Here is a 19915-nt window from a genome sequence, read left to right on the forward strand (position 1 = left end):
CCATTGTTAATAATGAACAATGACCGGGAGAAATGTTGAAATCCATTAAAAAGGTGGCGGTCGATATCCTGTTTATGCCCCGGCCGCCTTCAGGTCGTCCATCTTCGAGCTAAGCCTGAGCCGCAGCGCCAGGTACCCGCCGGCGCAGACGACCTCAAGCGCCCCTAAAATGAGCCACATCATGATGATATTCTTCGAGAAACCATCCATCAGGAACCCTCCGACGGCCGGCCCGCAGGCGTTGCCTCCACTGCCGATGAAACCGGCGACGTTCATATAGCGGCCGCGGGCCTCGGGCGGCGCCATCTCCGAAAGCAGGGTCTGTGATGCCGGGGTCACGACCAGCTCTCCAACGGTGATGATGAACATGCTCATGAAGAGCATCCATACGCTGTTACAAAAGCCCACGAGGGCGAAGCCGGACGCGTAAATGAGCGAGCCCAGGATGAGCGATGTGGTCATCCTGAAACGCTCCAGGTAGTACGCCACGGGCAGCTGAAAGACGACCACCATGAACCCGTTCAGCGAGAAGATCAAGCCTATCATCGACTCGGAGACATCGATGAAGCCTCCGGAGAACGTGCCGAACGTAGTGAACAGGTTTGAGTAAACCAGCGAGCCTATGGCCGAGGCGGCGCAGAAGATGATGAACGGGGTATTAGACCACATAGGGTCATGGTGGGGATGCGCCGCGATGTCCCTCTCGTCCGGCCGGGTGTCGTGTAATAAGTACAGCGAGATCAGCATGTAGGCACCGCTGGTGAGCGCCGTAATGATGAACATGGCCGCATACGAGTACGATGCCAGGATGCCGCCGAATATGGGTCCAAGCGCGAATCCCAGGTTGCCGCCGATGCGCAGCAGGCTGAATGCGCCGTTCCTGTCGCCGGGCTCCACCGTATCCGCCACCATCACCTGCGGCACGTTGCGGTACAGGCCGCCGGAGATCTCCTTGAGCACCATGAGCATCATGAACTCGGAGTATCCCCAGCCGGCCATGATGGCATAGCCCAGGAGGGCAAAAGAGACCATCTGGAAGAACAGCCCGATGTTCAACATGATCTTTCTACCGAAACGATCGCAGAGCTCTCCGGCCCCCACGGATACGAGGCCTCCGGCCGCGGCCGCGGCGAGCAACGCCAGCCCGATGTCCGTCATCGAGACGCCCTGGTACTTATAGAGGTAAAGCGACACGAACGGGTAGGCGATGGACGTGCCGAACGTGTTGAGGAGAGAGCCGGCTACCAGTATCCAGACCTGCCTGTCGTAGCGGCGAAAGACGCTCTCTGCCATCAGGCCGTTGTTAAGGTATTATAGGTATATATGTATGGCGTGATAATCGGAGACATGGAGGGACATGATGATTTCGGGGTTCGACCGTCTGGTGCTTTTGGGCAGGCTCAAGGTGTGGCAGGACCGGCTGGAAAAGGAGCGGAAAGAGCATCGGCTACGATACCTGTTCTGGGAGACCACCCGGGCCTGTAACCTCCGCTGCCGGCACTGCGGGAGCGACTGTACTGTGCCTAAGCCGGGGGAGCTATCGACCGGCGAGATCAAGGCCGCTTTTAAGTCAATTGCCTCTGACTATGATGCCCGCTCTATTATGGTCGCCGTGACCGGCGGGGAGCCTTTGCTACGAAAGGACCTCTTCGATGTTATGGGCTATGCTCACGGGCTGGGCTTCCCGTGGGGCATGGTCACGAACGGCATGCTCGTGGATGATGAAGTGATCGAGAAATGCGGCAGGGCCGGCATGAGCACGGTCACCGTGAGCGTCGACGGCCTCCGGGAGGCGCATGAACACATAAGGCGGGGCGGCTCATTCGAGCGGACCATCGAGGCTCTGAAGCTATTCAAAGACTCGGGCCGGTTCAGCGTCGTGCAGGCCACGACATGCGCCAGCCAGTACAACACCGGCGACCTTCAGGGCCTCTACGAGCTATTCAGCCGCCTGGGCATCGACGAGTGGCGGCTGCTCACCGTGACGCCGATAGGCAGGGCGAGGGATGACCCGAATTTCCGGCTTCAGCCAGGGCAACTGCGCTCCCTGCTGGACTTCATCGTCGCGAAGCGCCGGGAAAAAGGGCTCCGGGTCACGTTCGAGGAGGAGGGATTCCTGGGCCCTGCATACGAGGGCAAAGTGAGGGACTCGCTCTTCTATTGTCCCGCGGGCATCAACATCGCGAGTATCCTGGCATGCGGCGACATAGGGGCATGCCCGAACCTGCCGCCGGAATTCATCCAGGGCAACGTGCGTAAGGACCGGTTCAAAGACGTCTGGGAGAACCGTTACGGCAACATGCGCGACCTCGGCTGGAAGCGCTGCGGCACCTGTGCCGGCTGCGCCTGGTGGGATCTCTGTCGCGGAAACAGCTTGCACCTCTGGGACCTTAAAAATGGCAGGCCCATCATGTGCCACCTCCAGGCGCTCGAGGAAGGCGGGCGATGATGACCGAACGATTTATCATTTGAGTAAATAATATCCAATCATGCTCTTCAAAGGCCTGCAGGGGCTTCTCACGCTGCCCGTCGTAAAGTATGGCCCGCCGCCGGAAACGCCGTCGGTCGTCCCCCTGTATGGGGTGCCCGTGAGCGTCACGCCAGCGCCGATGCCAGGCGGCATTCTATCCTTATCGACGGAAACGTTGCTTGCGCTTATCGCGGCCATACTCCTGGCCATGCTGGGCGGATACGTCCTGTTAAGGATGCTGCTTGCCGGTAAGAAATAAGGCCGCTATCGCTTCTTATATAGCGCCGGGCGTTAAGATTATTTTATATTAATGCGTAAATAATAATTATGTCGTGGGTGGAGAGTATCAGCAGCTATATTGGCGCAAGCCTGCCCCCGGGGAGGGTGCAGCCGATGTATGGCGTGCCCATCGTAAAATACGGCCCGCCTCCGTCCCCCGTGCCATATGAACCCGGCTCTACGGGCCTGCCAGTATCCGGAATGCCGGATTTCGACTGGGCCCGGATATGGCAGCCGCCGGCGTTCAGCATGCCGGACTTCGGGCACCTGGGCCTGTCCTTTCCAAAGCTGATCGCAGGCATCGCCCTCGTGGCCTACGTTGCGCTGATGGCCATGGCCGTCCTCGGCCTGGCACTGCGCGGGGGCACATGGTACCTGAAAAACAGGAAATAGGGCTCACTGCAATTTCTTATCGAAACGCTCCATGGACTCATGGAGGCCCTTGATCTCGAGGGCATTCGTCAGGTCCCCGCGGGTGCGCTCGATGAGCGAGCGTGCCACGTCCGTCTTCTTCCGAAGGCCGTGCATGATGGCGTCCGGGTAGTCGAACGACATCATCTCCGTGTAGAACTCGTCCATTACATCCAGGTATCTTTCTCCCTCTTCGGGCCTTCCTTTCCGGATGAGGTCGAGTATGTGCCTCCTGAGCTCCCCGGATGCGTCCCCCAGTCCCTTGAGGTAGGCCGTATTCTCGATCCGGAGGCTCTCCGGGGTCGGCATCGCCAGCCCCTGCAGCACGGCATATAGGATGGACAACTCGGCAAGCTCAACCTGGGCGTCCTCGACGTAGCCCGAATAGTAGACCTCCGGAAAATCCTCGAGCGATCCGTGGAGGCCGTCGTTCAGGGCCCGGATATCGGCCAGTAACGATTCGGCCTGGGCCCGCTCGCCCCTGTGTATAGCCTTGATCGCGTCCCCCGAGTTCCTGGTGATCTTGCGCGTTGCCGCCAGAGCGCCCTCCCTCGCTTTATCCATCGCGTCAAAGCGGGCCCGGATGCTGTCGCTGATGTCTTTAAGTGATCCCATGCCATTACCCGCTCAATATTAGTGTCGCAAACCGCATTATCCTTACGATAAAAAATAGGCGGGCCAGGCCGATGGCCCTTTTACCTTCTTCTCACGATGACGAATGCCGTGGGCCTCGAATTCGGCCCCGGGGCCGATGAGGGTGGATTGACGATCGTTGTCCCTACAAGGCCCGGGCCTCTGCCGGCATACCTGTTGTCGCTGGCCAGGGCCACACAGCCGCATTGGCCAATAGTGCCTCTCCCGGTCGTGCCCGTGTAAGGAATGCTGACGGAACTCGCCGCGACTCCGGCTGCCGGCCTCGCCGTCGGGGTGGGGGTCGGCGGAACGGTCACGTTCTTACCCGCTCCCGCCTCGCCCGGATACCTGGGTGTATAGAAGCCCGGTACAGGCGTCGGCGAGCCCGACGGGACCGGCCTCACAGTGGCCGTGGCCTTTGGCGGAGACGGCACGTTTCCTCCCAGCCCATAGATGCCGTAGCTTTCTGCCGGGGTCTTTACTCCCTGGGGCGCCGCCAGCATATATTTCATGCCTGGCTTTTTCGTCGGCCTTGCGGTCGCCTTTGCTACCAGGTACTTCGTGGCCGGCTTTTTCGCCGGCTTGGCTGTCGGGGATACTTTCAATGCCATTGTCCCGTACTGGCTAAGGGTTTTCTTTGTTTTAGCGGGCATCATGGATGCCGATGGCTTTGCTTTCGCCTTCGCGGCCAGGTACTTCGTGGCCGGCTTCATCGTGGGCTTTGGCGACGCTTTTACCGCGAGGTATTTTGTCGCAGTCTTTGTCGGCTTTACCGTCGCCTTTGCCGTCATGTATTTAGTCGTTGGCTTCATGGTCGGCTTGACGGACGCCTTAACAGCAAGGTACTTCGTCGCAGGCGAAGTCTTTGCCTTAGCCTTCAGGGACGGCTTCACCGACACGAACGGCGTGGGGCTATACGTCGCCCTCGGGATATTACTGCTCTTATCGCTCAGGTCGCCAGTCCCGACCTTTCTCTTTATCGTGGGCTTTGCCGCCTTCGTCGCCATCGGGGCCTGCCTGGCCATCTCTCCGGCCGACATGGGCGCGCCAGTCTTTTCGAATTTAGCGATAAACTGCTTGCCTTCCGTAGACTTCATCCAGTCGGACATCTTCGCCTGGAAGCTCTTCAGATCGCCCGACCGTGCCTTAATGTTGTCCTGGAGCAGCCTCGTGTCGGCGGACGCTACGAAATCGGAGGCCTTATCCGCCTTAGAATAGCCGAAGGCCTGCATGCCCGCATAGGCGGCATCGGTCTGCATCATCTGCGCAGGCGTAGTGCCCGCAGGCAGCACTCTGACATGCATGCCGGCGAGGTCATACCCATGGACAGTGCAGTGCGCAACTGCCCTCAGGTGCATGTCCGATTTCGCTGGCACCGTCAGGCTTTCCGTCCATACCTCGTCCGTCTTATAGCTGTTCTGGTCATATTTCCATTCCTTGATCAGCTTATTGCCGTCGTAGAGCATGACCCGGTCCACGTAATGTAATGCCGGCGAGCCGGTATCCCGATGAGTCAATACTACCTTGATCATCGCATCGCTTCCCGCCGTAGCCACGTTGGGCGCCGGCGGCGGAGGCGGCGCGTTGATCGCTACGCCCGGCACATTGGCAGCTGCTACGCCCGCCAGAACGCCTAAGAATAAGGCGGACAGTATTAAAGCAATAACTGCTTGTACCAATCTCATATTTTCATCCCCTTTTTCAAATGATAAAAAATAGTTTTGATTTATAATGTTATGGCGATATAATTCAGAGGACTACCGGTGAAATACTTGAATAAAAGCGTCGGCGCATGCCCTTTTACATTTACGGGCGAATCACATTAGCGCTTTCACGGCGCCGTCCTTGCTCACGAGCGCCACCCGGCTGAGCTCTACGTCCGATGCCAGCCTGTATCCGCTGGCGTCGGCTACTTTTCTGGCAAACTCCAGGACCTCGTCGTGCTTCGGCATTGCCTCTCTCGGGAGGCGGTTACGGCTATATCCGAGGTGCATGTACGCTTTTACCTCCACGTAGTCGGGCGCAGCCTTCTTTATGAGCGCCGCATACCCTTCGGGGTCCTTCATGTTGACTCCTTTGACCAGCGTAAGTCTCAGCGCCCGCCGGCTGTCGCGCTGCCCCAGGACCTCGAGAGAATCGTTCACCTTATCCCACAGGTCGGCGACGGGGTTGCACGCCTTCAGGTACGTCTCTCTATCCGGAGCGTCCAGGGACATATAAAGCTGGCTCGGGGTGACCTTTTCGAGCACATCCGGCCGGGTGCCGTTGGTCACGATGAACGTGGACATGCCCCTCTCGCCCAGCAGAGCGACCAGTTCCTTCAGGTGGGGATACAGCGTCGGCTCTCCGACAAGAGAGATGGCCGCGTGCCTGGGCTCGAAGGCGTCCTTCCACTTTTTCTTATCGGTCTCCGGGATGCCGCCGTAGCCCGAGATGAAGCGCTTCTGCTCCTTCAGGCAGCCCTCTATGATCGTCTCCGGCCGGTCCCAGGACCTGACCGCATACGGCTCCTCGACGGGCCTCCAGCAGTGCAGGCAGCGCTGGTTACAGGCGATGCAGGGCGTCATCTGCATGCATAAATGGGATTGAATGCCGTAAAAATGGGACTTATAGCAGGCTCCCTGCGACTTGAGCGAGCGCCCGAGCCACAGGCATGGCTTGATAGCACTATGCTCTCCGATGATATGGTACCCTTGCTTTTTCAATAGCTCTACCAGAGACACTGCCACACCTGACGACGTCGACCCTCATACTTTAAGCGTCCGCCGAATGAAGCTGACGACTTCCCTGTTGGTGAGTATGATGATCAGCGTAACTGGGACGATGATGGTATAAAAATTTAGTCCTATGCTGAAGGTCAGCGCGACCAGCGTCGCCACGACCACCAGCACGGCTACGCTGATGCCGAACACGTAGACGACCAGCTCGACCGGGTTGAGCTTCGATTCCCATCCCAGCGTCCTGACAATGTTAAAGCCTGGCAATATGAGCAGGTACAGCAGGGCCGCGAAGAACGCGATCCAGTTCATGGGGCTGATATCCATGTCTTTGGTCTCCTCTTGCGGGGCAATGCCCGTCACCTCGTATATGTTTACGCCGTCCCTATCGTAGACGGGCAGGAAGTACCGCGCGTCTTTAAGCGCAGTAATGAACGGATGAGTGGATTCCCGATGGCCGACAAAGACATACTTAACGTTATATTCCGAAAGCTTGTCGTAGAGCGCAGCCGGATCGGTGATGCTAAGTATACCGTAGGCGTCGGCCTGTAAGTCCACATTGTGGTACTGTAACGTATATATTTCGCCCGAGTAGGCGACATCCCGCCCGGTGACAACCGGCACGCGCGGGAAGAACCCGGGCTCCTCGTATATGACCGCATTGTTCGGCGTGTTCTCCTTGATCCACTGGAGGGCCTCGTACTCGGCAGTGCTGGCATGGACGTACGTCGAGTCGTTGTAGAAGCCGACCATGATGAGCGTGGAGGGCACCATGAGTAGTATGACCACCGCGGCCGCGGCCATCTTCAGGGTGTTGCGAGAAACGAGCCACCGGGAGAACACGAGCCCGGCGAACAGCGAGACCGGGAGCGCCGCGTATACCAGGAACCGGTAGGTGTTCACCGTGGCCGGAAGCTCCACGACGTTCAGCAGTACGATGTTGATGATCGCGAAGAGACCAAGCAGCCAGGAAGGCTCGTCGTCCCTCTTCAGGTACATGCCGTAGATGGCGAATGGGATGAACAGGCCTATGGAGAATAATATCGTGGGAATGACGTCCGGATGGTGGGCGATGATGATCTGGGAGGCGTTGCCCTGCTGCATGATGGCCAGCTGGTATATCGAGGCCACGAACGCGACAGAGAGCGGTATCGCCGCCACGAGAGCGTCGTCGAACCGCCTTCTGAGCAAAAGGTAAAGGAACATCAGGCCCAACGTGATGAAGACCGGGAAGGCCGTGATCATGTGGAAGAGCACGAGAGAGGCGAGCACCAGGCCAGTGACCGCTGCACAGGCGGGCGACTTTTCTTTGATCGCCTTCAGGAACAACAGGAACCCGAATATCGTGGCCAGCAGCCCGAAGGTCTGGGTCTGGGGCAGGAAGAAGAACAGCACCGTAGGGTCGTACTTCAGCATCATGGTGAATTTGATGCCGGGTATCATTTGGATGATGCCAGGCCACTCGTAGACCATTTCCTTGAATATGTCGGGGCTGGGATTGTTCAGGACGAACAACTGGTAGGCGATGTAGACCCACGACAGCCCGGATGCGGCGATGAAGACCACCGACGAGACGAGCGCGTCCCGCTCCGAATTGAACAAGAATAGCGCGAGCAGGTAGGCGCCCAGGAATATCAGGGCGGAGGCCAGGGGCACTAGCACGTGGAATATTGTGAACAGATCGATGCCGGTCAGCACGCCCAGCTCACCCATCAGCAGGTGCATGAACCAGTTATAGACGATATAATGGCCCGGCAGGTACGGGTCCTCCACCGGTATGTGAGGCGACTCGATGTAGCGCTGGGCGATGGACAGGTGGAAGTTGAGGTCCGACGCGTGGGTCGTGCCGCATACGAATCCGGCGTCCGTCAGCGTGAACGTCTTCAGGCTTATGAAGAGGACTATTGCAAATATCAATAGAGCGATGCCGAGCACCGGCCACTGGAGCTTCGAGTGTACGAGCTCGATATTTGCGCCTCGTCGGTACTTTATAGCAGCTACCGAGACGGCCGCCAGCCCCAGCAATACGGCCCCGGCATGCCACATCCCGAGGAACCAGGCGATGAGGACGGCCAGGGGAAATGCCAGGATGGACAGAGTAAACGAGTACGCGGCCAGCTCGACCACGTCGAAGCGCTCCTTAAAAAGGACGAGCAGGGCAAAGCCGGGAACGGTTAAAAGCAGGATAAGCTGGAGAGGCCCCAGCGGAAGCATGGCCAGGATCCCGGCAAGGGCGAGGGCGAGCCAGTATTCTTTCCTCATGGTGACTCCATGAGCCTCATGGCTTCTCCTTGAGCACGTCAAGGTCGAGCGCCCTGAGGAGGTAGTACATACCGAAGGCCGCGATGATGATGCATATCTGCGCGAAGAAGGTCAGGTAGCGGTCCATGAAGTTGGGGAATATCAGGAACTTATGGTCGGGGAACAGGTAGAATATCTTGTCGTTGAACGTGAGCAGAAGCGTGATCACCGCCCAGGCGACGACAAGCAGCGCCGAATCCTTCGATACGCTATACCCGTACTCGCTCTTCTTTGCGCCGGCGGCCGGGGCGCTCTTCGACCCGAACAGCTCATCGATGATAAATATCAGGCCTATGATGGTGAAGAGCAGCACGAAAATGCCGACCCTCAAAAATAGGGCGATGTCGACCACGTTACCTTCGTGGTTGGCCACCTGCGCGATGCCCATGATGTCGAGCGAGCCCATGGAGTACATCATCCATACGGCGTAAGTCAGGCATGCCGTTAATATCGGCGCCAGGCACCACAGCGCAGTCCGGAACGGCTTCATGTACGCGTCGCGGTCCTCCTTCTTCCTGAAGTAGGCCCATACAGCCCTCACGAGCTGGAAGACCATGTACACGCCAATGATGGAGACGAGCGTGAGCAGCGTCATCTGGTGGGTCAGCGCGGTGATGCCGGCGCTGATCGCCGCCAGCGACCATTTCTCGCTTATGACGAAGAGGAGCGTGAAGGGCACCATGAACAGCCCCAGGATCTCGGGCAGCGGGCGGATGGTATATATGGTGATGTCGGGCGACATGATGAAGAAGAACGCCGCGAACAGCGCGATATAGAGGTTATGGCTCAGGCGGTACGCCACGGCGTATATGACCAGCATGACCATGATGCCGAGCACGATGGTCATCAGGCCGGACATGACCATGGGGTCGATGCCCGTGGCCACGCACATGGACACGATCAGCAGCCTGTAAGCGGGCACATAGAAGTGCGGGAAGCCTCCGCCGTACGATAGCTCTTCCGTGGGATAATACCCGGTGAGTATTGTCTCCCTCTCGATGCCCACATGGTACATCGTGTTACCGTAAGTAGGAATGATATAGCTGTCAATGATCCCCATGCGGTACCAGAGCGCGATGAGCACGATGAGCACAAGCGCCGCCATATACCAGTATTGCCTAACGACCTTTAAAACGCTGTTATCGCTCATGCCGCCGCCTCCAGTATCCTGTAGATCTTAACGTCGTCGTTCTCGTAGACCAGCTTGAAGTACGCCGGGTCCTCGAACTTCTTATGATCGCCATAGACCCAGTCATAGCCCGAGAACGTGTTCCTGTTAGGCAGCCAGACGTAGGTGCAGTTGTTCTCCCTCGCGAGGTCGTAGGCCTCCCACGCGCTGCTCGTCGTATAGATCTGGTTCGTATCGCTCATGTACTTCACGGGGTTCGCCGCGTTCGCCCAGTCGCCCCCGACCGTGGAGACCCGGCAGGTCATCCCCATGATGAGCTCGGCCCCGAAGATGTCGGCTACGAACTTATCGGACATGTTCAGGTTCTCGTTGACCCAGTCAGCGGCCTCAAGCTCCCCCTGGAGCACGACCCGGCCGTACCACGCGTCCGCGTTCGTCTTGACCTCGGGGAACATGTAGTAGCTGTTCTCGGTCATGGGCACCTGGTACGTGCCGCTCATGAAGTACGACGTATAGATGAAGAGCAGGAACATCAGGATGACGAGCCCGTATTTGACGAAGTCGGAAATGCCGGCCATATTAAGCTAAACTTAACGGCCTATTTAATATATAGTTTACTCCCCACCCCTCTGGCGTATGCCACATGAAAAAATATATGAGCCAGGCATCGTATAATCAAAGCCGTGTACCTCTTCGGCTTAGCAGGGCTCCTGTTCCTCGCTCTCACCGCCGTTTTTGGATATTCCCTCCTGAGCGCCCTGAAGCTGCCGCTCAAAGGCCTGGAGGCCGTCGTAGCATCGCCCATCGTCGGCATTATCCCTGCCGCCTGGCTCTGTCTCATTCCCTATATGCTCACGGGGAGCCTTGACAACGGCATCGCCGTCGCATCGGTCATCATGCTCGCCGTACTCGTCCTGGCCCGGCCGGGGCTTCCCCATGTCGAAAGAGAGCACCTGGCCATAGTCGCCGCCCTGGCCACGCTGGCGTTCGCCTTCACCTTCCTCTGCCTGCTGACATATTACAACGGCGAGTACCACGTCGGGTACCCGTTCTACGGCGACGCGTCTTTTCATTCGTCCGTCATCACCTCGTTCGGCGAGGGCTATAACTATCCGCCCTCGTATCCCGTGATGGCCGGCCAGACGCTCAGGTATACGTTCCTCATCGACTTTTTCTCGGCGGCGCTTTACCGCCTCGGCCTGGGCTTGCAGTGGAGCGTCGTGCTCCCCGGCTGGCTGCTGCTAACCGGCCTGCTATCTCTGATATACTTCCTGGGAGACCGGTTTTTTTCGAGGCGTGCGGGAGGAATACTCACCGTCACCCTGGTCATGCTCAGCGGAGGGCTGGGCTTCTTCCTCGGCATCCGGGACCTGCTGGATAACGGCCTCTACGGTTTCCTGCTGGGCAACCTCAACTACACGACCGTCTGGTCGTACAACCTCGTGTTCACCAACTTCATCATCATCGTCCTGGCACAGCGCACCGCCCTGGCCGGATTCGCCATTGGCGCCTTTGTCATGCTCGTCCTCTACGCCGTCCTGGTCCAAGGCAACGAATCTAAGAACGGCCTTCTGCTGGCCGGAATGCTGACGGGCCTGCTCCCCATGTTCCACGTCTACTCGTACATCGCCATCCTTCTCTCATCAGGGCTGCTCCTTCTCATCTTCCGGGAGCGCAAGTGGTATTACTTCATGGCGCCCGCCCTGTTCCTGGCGATCCCGCAGGCGCTCTGGATCGCAGGCCAGATGGGCGTCTCCCACTTTAATGTGCAAATAGGATGGATGGCCGCCTCGCCCGCAGACATCCCGCTGTTCTGGCTGGCGAACATGGGCCTCGAGCTGCTCCTGCTGATAGGCGGCATCTTCCTCGTCGAAAGAAAAAACCTCAAGTTCTACCTGCCCTTCCTCGCCATTTTTATGATGGCCAACATATTCGTCTTCCAGCCCTGGGACTACGACAACCACAAGTTCTTCAGCTTCTGGCTCATGCCCTCGGCGCTCCTCATGGCGGCTTCGCTCCTCTATGTCTACGAGCTCCCGAAGCTCGGGAAGCCCCTGTTCGCCGTCTTACTCACGCTCACGGTGCTCACCGGCGCCCTGGCGTCGGCCTTCATACTTTTCCACCCGTACGTCGAGTACAGCCAGGCCAACGTGTACGTTTCGGACTGGATCAAGGAGAACACGCCGAAGGACGCGGTCTTCCTGACGTCCCAGAGCCCGATCAGCCCCGTCACCAGCCTCTCAGGGCGAAAGTCTTACCTGGGATACGCCGGCTGGCTATACACCCACGGCATCAACTATAACGACCGCCTGTACGAGGTAAAATCCATGTATAGTGCCACGGACGCGGGCAAGGCCCTGAGCCAGCTCTCCGAGAACGGCATCGACTACGTGCTCATCGGCCCGGACGAGAGGGGCTCCGGCCAGTTCTACGTCAACGAGGAATTCTACGATAGCCGCTTAGAGCTCGTCTTCAACTGGACCGACCCGACGTATCATAATACCTATCGTATCTATAAGGTTTAATTTCGGAACGCTAACCAAACACTAATATGAAGCCACAGCCCAGACTAATTCAGGAGTGACGAAATGCCCGAATTACCCGAAATATACAATCTCGCCGGCCAGATGGACGAGGCATTGAAGGGTAAGACCATTCGAGAGATCCAGATACGGCAGGAAAAATGCCTGAATATGCCGGCTAATGAATTTTCTACGCTAGTCGTCGGCAAGAAGATCCGCCAGGTCACGCCAAAGGGCAAATGGATATTCATGAAGCTGGAGCCCGACGGATATTTTTTATTAAGCCTGGGCATGGGGGGTAACCTGTTATACCACCGGCCGGGCGACAACATTCCCGAAAAATATCAGGTGGCGTTGACGTTCGACGATAATAGCCGCCTCTCAATAGGCTTCTGGTGGTTCGGCTATGCCCACGCCGTGAAGGACCTTAAGGAGCACAAGATGACCCACAAGCTGGGCGTATCGCCCGTAGACCCGGCTTTCACGCTCGAAAAATTCTACGGCATGCTGGAAGGTAAAAAGGGCAGCGTCAAAACTGCGCTGCTTGACCAGTCATTCATCGCCGGTATCGGCAACGTGTATGCCCAGGACATCCTTTTCAATGCAAAGTTGCACCCTGACAGGAAGATACCCACGCTGACCGAAGGCGAGAGGCGGGCGCTGTTTGAGGCTATCCGGCATGACCTGGACGAAGCCATCGCATTGGGCGGCATTGCGCCGGAAAAGGACCTTTACGGTAAGCCCGGAAGGCTCACCATCGATGACTTCAAGGCGGGATACCGGGAGGGCAAGCCCTGTCCCGTATGCGGAACGACAATAGAGAAGATAAAGACGGGCAGCACGGCATCATACATATGCCCGAAGTGCCAGCGTTAGTGCATACCCGCAAGATATAAATAATAAGAATAGACTTGTAATGTTGTCTTTTACGGGCTCCGGTAGTGTAGACCGGCCAATCATGACGGACTCTCACTCCGTCGACTGGGGTTCGAATCCCCACCGGAGCATCCTTTACTTTATTTCACGCTTAACAGCTTATTTTTTTAAATAAATCCATATTTAACCTTATTTCATATTTATAAAATTTGATATATCGCTCAACAAGACATTAAAAAACTAGAAGATTCAAATTTAGGTTCTCCCACCAAGATATGGGGGTGTATAGTCAGTTCCTCGTTTTTGGACTATTTTCTTATAAAAATAGCTGAATAATAACACTTTAATCTTTTATCATGCGATTGCACCCATGTTAAGCGAATATATATCTGATTGTGATATAAGGTTCATATACCAACCCGTCGAGCATCTACTAGCAACTGTTTGGGAGGAAGTATCATTATGAGAAGCTGGACATGCGTCATCGCTTTGGTATTTGTTTGCTCGCTTGGGCTTTTTGTGGAGCCCGGTTTAGCTGAATCGAGGATAACTGATGTTTCCGCAGATGCCAGCGGATGCGGCATCGCGCTGAATGATAATGGCACGATATGGCTCTGGGGCACTGTGGCGACGAACGATGATACCGGTCTTCAGCCTATCATCATGCCAGGCGTTGACCACGTGGTGGCGGTGACCGGGCAAATGTATCCAGTCGTGCTCAAGGATGACGGCACGGTTTGGTTGATAAAGAACTACCCGTATTTTGAGAATCCGGAGAAGTTTAAAGGCTCGACAGGTTATGGGTTAGTTAAAGTCGATGGGCTTGATCATATCATCGCCATCGATGGCAATAACCAGAACCTTCTCGCCCTGAAAGACGACGGCACAGTGTGGGCGATGGGTAGCAATATGTATGGCCAGCGAGGTATGGAAGAAGGTTATGGAGCCATTGATTACGAAGGTCCATTGGTCAACCAGGTCCAGGGTCTTTCCGATGTTATAGCCATCTCGGAGGGAGACAGCCATGCCCTTGCACTGAAAAAGGACGGGACCGTCTGGGCCTGGGGCATGAACAACATGGGACAGCTCGGTGATGGTACCACGACATATGACCAGTGGGAGGAAATAAGCCCTGATGGTAAGCCCTACTTGACAACTTGCCCTGGCGGAAAATCGACCCCGGTCATGGTTAAAGGATTGACTGGCGCTACCGCCATCGCCGGTGGCACAGAGTTCAGCATGGCCTTAAAGGATGACGGCACGGTTTGGGCCTGGGGGCGGAATAGCTTCGGCATGCTCGGTGACGGTGTACCGGGTAACATCGAGACACAGAGGACGACCCCCGTCCAGGTAGTGGGCCTCGCTAACGTCATGTCGATCGATGCGGGCCGGTGGTTTGCCCTGGCACTCAGGGACGACGGTACTGTATGGGCCTGGGGTGACAACCGGATCTGCGGTATGTTAGGCGACGGGACGCTCGAGAACAGGAACGTGCCGACACAGGTGAAGGGCCTCTCGGGCATTAGTTCGATCTCGGCCGGAAACACGAACAATTATGCCCTGGACAAGTATGGCATCGTATGGGGCTGGGGTGACAATAGTGCCGGTCAACTGGGCGATGGGCAACATGGAGCGAACGTATATCGGGCTACGGCGGATAAGGTGCCCTTCACAGAAGCTCTGGCGGGGCCTGAGATAAGCCCCGGATGGATGGCCCGGCCGTACCCGCCCATATCCGTTAATCCACCTATTCAGGATAATCCCATCGAATACATGGCAGTGGCAGGCGACCACATCCTTGCCTTCAGCAGGAACAACTTGGCCGCCATGGACGCCAACGGTACGCCCGAATGGAACTTAACGATACCTGGAGCCTGGACATATAGCCAGGCATATGACATCATCACCGACCCCCATGTGAAAGCTATTCGCACCGACACCATCAATGGAGTGACGACTACGGTGGTGGATGAAAACTCCATGATGGCCATGTCGGTAAAGGCGGTGCCCATCTTCACTTCCGAGGATGGGTACGTTTATTTATATGCGTTCTCGGACGCAGTAGATAGCAAGTTCCAGCCAATGGATCGCAAGAGCTATCTAAACGGGTCGAATTACCTCGCAGGAAAGGACCTAATCGCGGTGGCGCCAGATGGCAAGATCGAGTGGACACACCATTTCGTAGATGATATAGCTATTCAAGATAATGCGCATCTAGAGGCACACGGCGACCGGATATACCTCTACAATGGCTACAACGAGACTGTGTTTGATACCTCTGGTAAGGTATTGTTTACAATAGAGAATATTTCGAACCCTGTGTCCGTGGATGAAGACGGTAACATGTATGCCGTCGAGGCCGTCAAGGTGATGCGCCACTGGCTATCATCGTTCGTGGATGGCGTGTACTTCGATTACCGGACCCCGTCGAACGTGGTCGAGGCGTATACGCCCGATGGCAAGCAGAGCTGGCGTAAGGTGCTTGATGCGAATATCGCTTTCTCGTACTTCTTACCCGTAGTCTGGAACGGGGAAATCGGCATTCCGCTATACCATGATGGCGTGCTCTACGTCCCACAGGACGGCGGAGTCACGGCGCTCAATAAGGACGGTTCATTGCGCTGGGCGAAAAACATCACGGGTGAATACAGGGTTTTCTACCTGATGCCGATGGACTCGAAGGGAGACCTATATCTCTACAGCCGCAACGATGACGGCTCCCAGACAGTGATGGTCATTGGGCCGGACGGCACGGTGATAGCCCGGGCGGACGCGGGCCAATCATACGTCGCTTGCGCATCGAACGGGGTACTCTATAAAGATAATAAGCCCATGGCCGAGAGGGATATGGTCCCTACCAAGGACAGCCTAGAAATGGGCGAGGTAGCGGCATATGACCTTTTACAGGGTAAATATTTGTGGAACTTCACCACGCCCATCGGCCAGTCGACGACGGTTGTTTTAAACGAGTCCAATGTCCTTACGTTATTTCCCGATAGGATTGCTACGGGCTTATCTTCCGGAACCATTTATTATGAGCATTCCAATGCACAGGTGATACCAGCTGGTAATGCCACGTACGTATACTTCAGGACTGCTGTCAAGGACAATCCGATCATCTATAACCAGTCCACCTGCACATACTATAGTGCTCTCTATGCCCTGGATAAAACAGGAAAACTAGTCTGGCAGAAGCCGATGGACTCCTTCCTAACGGCGGCCGCGGCGAATAACACCACCATATACTATGGCACGAACGGCGGTAGCATATCCATCGAGACCATCGGCGTCGTCGCTGGCGTAGCCATCGTAGGCTCGCTCCTGGCCTTCTTCCTGCTGGGCAGCGTTACCCGGGCGAGGTCCAGGATCGACAAGAACGAAAACAGAAACCGTATAAACAAGTTCATCATTGACCGTCCAGGCTCGACACTCTACGAGCTGTCGAAGGTGCTCGGAATGAACATCGGCACCCTGCGCTACCACCTGATGATACTGGGGCTCAACCACCGGACCGTTACGTATAACGACGGCAAGTTCGTCAGGTACTTCGCGAACTCGAACACCTACAGTAATGAGGACAAGATGGTCATATCGCTTGTGCGGCGGGAATCCATGGGCAAGCTCCTGAAGGCCGTCATGGACAGTGGTGAGGTCACAAACGACGAGCTATGCGAGAAGCTCGGTCTCCCAGAAAGCGGTATAAGTAAATACTTAAGCGAGCTATCGGACAAAGGCATCGTGACGAAGACGGGACAGGGAACTCGCGTGTACTACTCGATAAGAGAATTACACCGGGAGCGCCTCTCGAAAGCCCTTACCTTAATGGACAATAGAGTAGAGACTGTTAAGAATGAAGGCATGCTTCCCGATCAAGCCGAAACATATGGGTGATACGGAAAATTTTAAATCGTATTTTTTAAATATTTTTATTTATTTTTCAGTCACCATTTTTGCCCTGACCTTATCGTAAAGCTTAACCTTCTTGCCATCGCGAAGGTTTCTCTGGATATACCACAACGTCGACTTGTTTATTCCGAGTTCTTTCCGCTGGTCGGACGTCATGTTCAGGATATACTCCCTAGTGACGTCGTCGTCATTACTGTTAAACTGTTATATGGTTTTTTAATTGCCGTTTCGGTTAAGCTTGTCATTTATAAACTAAGGGATTTGAACCAATGTGGTACCTATCCCCACCGGAGCATCCTATCTTTTTAATTCAAATCTCCTTCTTCATTTTACGGTCATAGCTCCACGGAAATGGCATACGAAGCAACCGCTTACCATCACGTTCCGGTTTTAACATCTAATAGAGGCGCTATGTTAATCTGCAAGGCAAATTTAATCTATCTAGCGAAGAGCCTAGCGACGATGTGTCATATCGTAGGAGTTGAGACGACTACATGAAGGGCGCCCGGTCCGTGGTCATGCTGCCAACCGTAGAAAAGTAAATATTTTTTTCAGTTATTTGGTATTATATTAAGTCACAGTGGTCTTTTTCCGATATGAATATGAATTATAAGAGATAACTATCTAATCGTTGCTTTTTCGTGGGTTGACGACATGGCATCCAGATCTGGGTCCAAAAAGAAGTATGGCAGTACCCGTGGCGAAAATGCTGGAGGCAGGGACGGGCTCATCGGCGAGCGTAAACCAGCTGAGGGTACCGAAGTTAGCTCGCAGGCTGCGAAGGCGCTGCAGCAGGGCGATGGGCTTTATCGCCAGCTCGTCGAAAGCTCGGCCGATTTTATCTACGTGATCAACAGGGACTTCCGGGTAGGATACCTGAACAGGTCGGGTGCCGTTGCGCTGGGAATGAGCCCGGAGGATGCGACGGGGAAGCATCTCAACGAATTATTCCCCATAGACACAGCCGAAAAAATGATAAAGGCCCTATCGTGGGTCTTCGAGTCGGGCAGGCCGCGATCGTATGTGATGACGCACCACTTTTTCAGTGGAGACTTCTACATCCACGTATCGCTTAACCCCATCTTCGACAGCGATGGTAAGGTTGGCTCCGTGGTGGGGGTCTCCCGTGACATCAACGATCTAAAAAAGACCGAGGTGGCACTACAGGAGAGCGAGGAGCGGCTGCGGCTTTGCTCGGCCACCGCCCGATTCGGTACGTTCGACTGGAATATCGTGTGTGACCGGCACATCTGGTCACCGGAGACTTACGAGATCTACGGCGTCCCGCTCGGCACGCCGCTGACGCTGGGCTTTATAAAAAGCTTCATCTACCCCGGAGATGAGCGGGACGATGTCCTCTCGACAGGCCTGGACCCGGCGGGTTTCGGGGAGTACACGATGGAGTATCGCATCAGGCGTGCACCGAATGGAGAGGTACGCTGGGTATATGTGAAGTCGCATGTCTTTTTCGCGGGCGAAGGCGTGGAACGCCGGGCGGTCCGCATCCTGGGCGCGATCCAGGACATCACCGAGCGTAAGCAGGCCGAGGAGGCGCTTAAGGATAGCGAGGATAAATACCGGAGCATCGTCGAGCAGTCCTCCGACGGCATCCTTCTGGTTGACGGAAAAGGTTGGATCCTGGACATGAACCGGGCGGAAGAAATGATCACCGGCTGCACGCGGGAGGATTGGATAGGCAGGCCACTGCTTGATATGCTCTTCCATACGATGCCCGGCGAGAAAAAAACCGGCGAAACGTATGCCCAAACGGAAGCTGCCATGAGCGTAGCCTATCATACCGGGTTCGCCCCGTGGATCGACCGGGTCATGGAGATCGACATACTACGCCCGGACGGAGCCCGACGCACGATACAGATGGTCACCTTTCCCATCAGGACATCGAAGGGCACGATCTTCGGGAGTATCATCCGGGATATTACCGACCGTAAGACCACCGAGGACAAATTAAAGGCCGCAAAAGCCCAGAGCGAGCTATACCTGGACCTGATGGGCCACGACATCAACAACCTGCACCAGATCGCATTGGGCTACCTCGAATTGGCGAGGGGCATGCCGCCCGGCGAGGAGCAGGCCCGGTTCCTGGATACGCCCGTGGAGGTGCTCCAGCGGAGCGCCCAACTCATCCAGAACGTGAGGAAGCTGCAAAAACTCCACGAAGGCGTAGTTCAGGCTCAGGACGTGGACGTGTGCCAGGTGCTCGTGGATATTCAACGAGAGTTCGGGGCCATCCCCCATAAGCCGGTTACGTTAAACATCAACGGTCATGGGCCCTGCCTCGTCCGGGCCAATGAATTATTGCACGATGTGTTCTCCAATCTAGTGAGCAATGCAGTAAAACACACAGGTGACAAGTCGAATATCACCGTATACCTTGACGTCATACAAGATAATGGCACCAGGTATTGCCGGGTGGCGGTCGAGGACGATGGGCCGGGCATCCCCGATGACTTCAAAGCCACGATATTCAACCGGACATTGAAGGGTACAAAAAAAGCTAAAGGCATGGGCCTGGGATTATATCTCGTCAAATCGCTCGTGGACAGCTACTGCGGTCGCGTGTGGGTCGAAGACCGGGTGCAGGGCGACCACATGAAGGGCGCCCGGTTTGTGGTAATGCTGCCATCGGTCATCCAGTGACGCTATTTTATTA

At 55.9% G+C, this 19915-nt stretch carries 15 protein-coding genes and 1 tRNA gene; 8 read left to right on the forward strand and 8 right to left on the reverse strand.

Annotation, left to right across the window (positions count from 1 at the left end; all coding sequences use genetic code 11):
- Positions 1-72 precede the first annotated feature (72 nt).
- Positions 73-1293, reverse strand: coding sequence for an MDR family MFS transporter (locus tag MCP_RS03750; RefSeq protein ID WP_012899490.1), 1221 nt, complete (start codon positions 1291-1293; stop codon positions 73-75).
- Positions 1294-1357: 64 nt separating this feature from the next.
- Between MCP_RS03750 and MCP_RS03755 the strand changes: the two genes are divergently transcribed.
- The 3 genes from MCP_RS03755 to MCP_RS03765 all read left to right on the forward strand — a co-directional run bounded on the left by MCP_RS03755 (position 1358) and on the right by MCP_RS03765 (position 3142).
- A complete protein-coding gene (locus tag MCP_RS03755; protein ID WP_128567010.1) occupies positions 1358-2449 on the forward strand; it encodes a radical SAM/SPASM domain-containing protein in 1092 nt (363 codons plus the stop codon).
- A 40-nt stretch (positions 2450-2489) separates the two neighbouring features.
- Complete coding sequence (locus tag MCP_RS03760; RefSeq protein ID WP_012899492.1) at positions 2490-2729, forward strand: hypothetical protein; 240 nt, start codon at positions 2490-2492, stop codon at positions 2727-2729.
- A gap of 68 nt (positions 2730-2797) precedes the next feature.
- Positions 2798-3142 carry a hypothetical protein gene (locus tag MCP_RS03765; RefSeq protein ID WP_012899493.1) on the forward strand — a complete coding sequence of 115 codons (345 nt, stop codon included), beginning with the start codon at positions 2798-2800 and terminating at the stop codon, positions 3140-3142.
- Positions 3143-3145: 3 nt separating this feature from the next.
- On the opposite strand, the gene MCP_RS03770 is transcribed toward MCP_RS03765, so the two are convergent.
- From MCP_RS03770 to MCP_RS03795, 6 genes are all read right to left on the reverse strand, one after another.
- Positions 3146-3775 (reverse strand): haloacid dehalogenase, encoded by a 630-nt coding sequence (locus MCP_RS03770; protein ID WP_012899494.1) that lies wholly within the window; start codon positions 3773-3775, stop codon positions 3146-3148.
- Positions 3776-3855: 80 nt separating this feature from the next.
- Positions 3856-5478 carry a hypothetical protein gene (locus MCP_RS03775; RefSeq protein ID WP_012899495.1) on the reverse strand — a complete coding sequence of 541 codons (1623 nt, stop codon included), beginning with the start codon at positions 5476-5478 and terminating at the stop codon, positions 3856-3858.
- Positions 5479-5610: 132 nt separating this feature from the next.
- Positions 5611-6516, reverse strand: a complete 906-nt coding sequence (gene twy1 / locus MCP_RS03780; protein ID WP_012899496.1) for a 4-demethylwyosine synthase TYW1 — start codon at positions 6514-6516, stop codon at positions 5611-5613.
- A gap of 24 nt (positions 6517-6540) precedes the next feature.
- Positions 6541-8772, reverse strand: a complete 2232-nt coding sequence (locus MCP_RS03785) for a DUF2298 domain-containing protein (RefSeq protein WP_012899497.1) — start codon at positions 8770-8772, stop codon at positions 6541-6543.
- Positions 8773-8788: 16 nt separating this feature from the next.
- Positions 8789-9961, reverse strand: coding sequence for a hypothetical protein (locus MCP_RS03790; protein WP_012899498.1), 1173 nt, complete (start codon positions 9959-9961; stop codon positions 8789-8791).
- A complete protein-coding gene (locus tag MCP_RS03795; RefSeq protein ID WP_012899499.1) occupies positions 9958-10518 on the reverse strand; it encodes a hypothetical protein in 561 nt (186 codons plus the stop codon). The genes MCP_RS03790 and MCP_RS03795 overlap by 4 nt, the downstream gene beginning before the upstream one ends.
- Before the next feature lie 105 nt (positions 10519-10623).
- On the opposite strand from MCP_RS03795, the gene MCP_RS03800 reads away from it, so the two are divergent.
- The 4 genes from MCP_RS03800 to MCP_RS03815 all read left to right on the forward strand — a co-directional run bounded on the left by MCP_RS03800 (position 10624) and on the right by MCP_RS03815 (position 17229).
- Positions 10624-12465, forward strand: coding sequence for a hypothetical protein (locus MCP_RS03800; protein WP_012899500.1), 1842 nt, complete (start codon positions 10624-10626; stop codon positions 12463-12465).
- A 63-nt stretch (positions 12466-12528) separates the two neighbouring features.
- Positions 12529-13338, forward strand: coding sequence for an Fpg/Nei family DNA glycosylase (locus MCP_RS03805; RefSeq protein ID WP_012899501.1), 810 nt, complete (start codon positions 12529-12531; stop codon positions 13336-13338).
- 56 nt (positions 13339-13394) lie between these two features.
- Positions 13395-13469, forward strand: a tRNA-Glu gene (locus MCP_RS03810).
- Between the two features lie 331 nt (positions 13470-13800).
- Positions 13801-17229, forward strand: a complete 3429-nt coding sequence (locus tag MCP_RS03815) for a PQQ-binding-like beta-propeller repeat protein (protein ID WP_012899502.1) — start codon at positions 13801-13803, stop codon at positions 17227-17229.
- A gap of 39 nt (positions 17230-17268) precedes the next feature.
- Here MCP_RS03815 and MCP_RS16130 read toward each other — a convergent pair whose 3' ends face one another.
- On the reverse strand, positions 17269-17400 hold the full coding sequence (locus MCP_RS16130; protein WP_269446000.1) for a hypothetical protein: 132 nt from the start codon (positions 17398-17400) through the stop codon (positions 17269-17271).
- Positions 17401-17898: 498 nt separating this feature from the next.
- Between MCP_RS16130 and MCP_RS03820 the strand changes: the two genes are divergently transcribed.
- Positions 17899-19902, forward strand: a complete 2004-nt coding sequence (locus MCP_RS03820; protein WP_012899503.1) for a PAS domain-containing protein — start codon at positions 17899-17901, stop codon at positions 19900-19902.
- Positions 19903-19915 lie beyond the last annotated feature (13 nt).

Origin of the sequence: Methanocella paludicola SANAE (genome assembly GCF_000011005.1) — an archaeon.
Lineage (GTDB): Archaea > Halobacteriota > Methanocellia > Methanocellales > Methanocellaceae > Methanocella > Methanocella paludicola.

Coding starts and splice junctions, on each gene's coding strand:
- MCP_RS03750 (WP_012899490.1), bottom strand. CDS start 1,293: ATGGCAGAGAGCGTCTTTCGCCGCTACGACAGGCAGGTCTGGATACTG.
- MCP_RS03755 (WP_128567010.1), top strand. CDS start 1,358: ATGATGATTTCGGGGTTCGACCGTCTGGTGCTTTTGGGCAGGCTCAAG.
- MCP_RS03760 (WP_012899492.1), top strand. CDS start 2,490: ATGCTCTTCAAAGGCCTGCAGGGGCTTCTCACGCTGCCCGTCGTAAAG.
- MCP_RS03765 (WP_012899493.1), top strand. CDS start 2,798: ATGTCGTGGGTGGAGAGTATCAGCAGCTATATTGGCGCAAGCCTGCCC.
- MCP_RS03770 (WP_012899494.1), bottom strand. CDS start 3,775: ATGGGATCACTTAAAGACATCAGCGACAGCATCCGGGCCCGCTTTGAC.
- MCP_RS03775 (WP_012899495.1), bottom strand. CDS start 5,478: ATGAGATTGGTACAAGCAGTTATTGCTTTAATACTGTCCGCCTTATTC.
- MCP_RS03785 (WP_012899497.1), bottom strand. CDS start 8,772: ATGAGGAAAGAATACTGGCTCGCCCTCGCCCTTGCCGGGATCCTGGCC.
- MCP_RS03790 (WP_012899498.1), bottom strand. CDS start 9,961: ATGAGCGATAACAGCGTTTTAAAGGTCGTTAGGCAATACTGGTATATG.
- MCP_RS03795 (WP_012899499.1), bottom strand. CDS start 10,518: ATGGCCGGCATTTCCGACTTCGTCAAATACGGGCTCGTCATCCTGATG.
- MCP_RS03805 (WP_012899501.1), top strand. CDS start 12,529: ATGCCCGAATTACCCGAAATATACAATCTCGCCGGCCAGATGGACGAG.
- MCP_RS03815 (WP_012899502.1), top strand. CDS start 13,801: ATGAGAAGCTGGACATGCGTCATCGCTTTGGTATTTGTTTGCTCGCTT.
- MCP_RS16130 (WP_269446000.1), bottom strand. CDS start 17,400: ATGACGTCCGACCAGCGGAAAGAACTCGGAATAAACAAGTCGACGTTG.
- MCP_RS03820 (WP_012899503.1), top strand. CDS start 17,899: ATGGCATCCAGATCTGGGTCCAAAAAGAAGTATGGCAGTACCCGTGGC.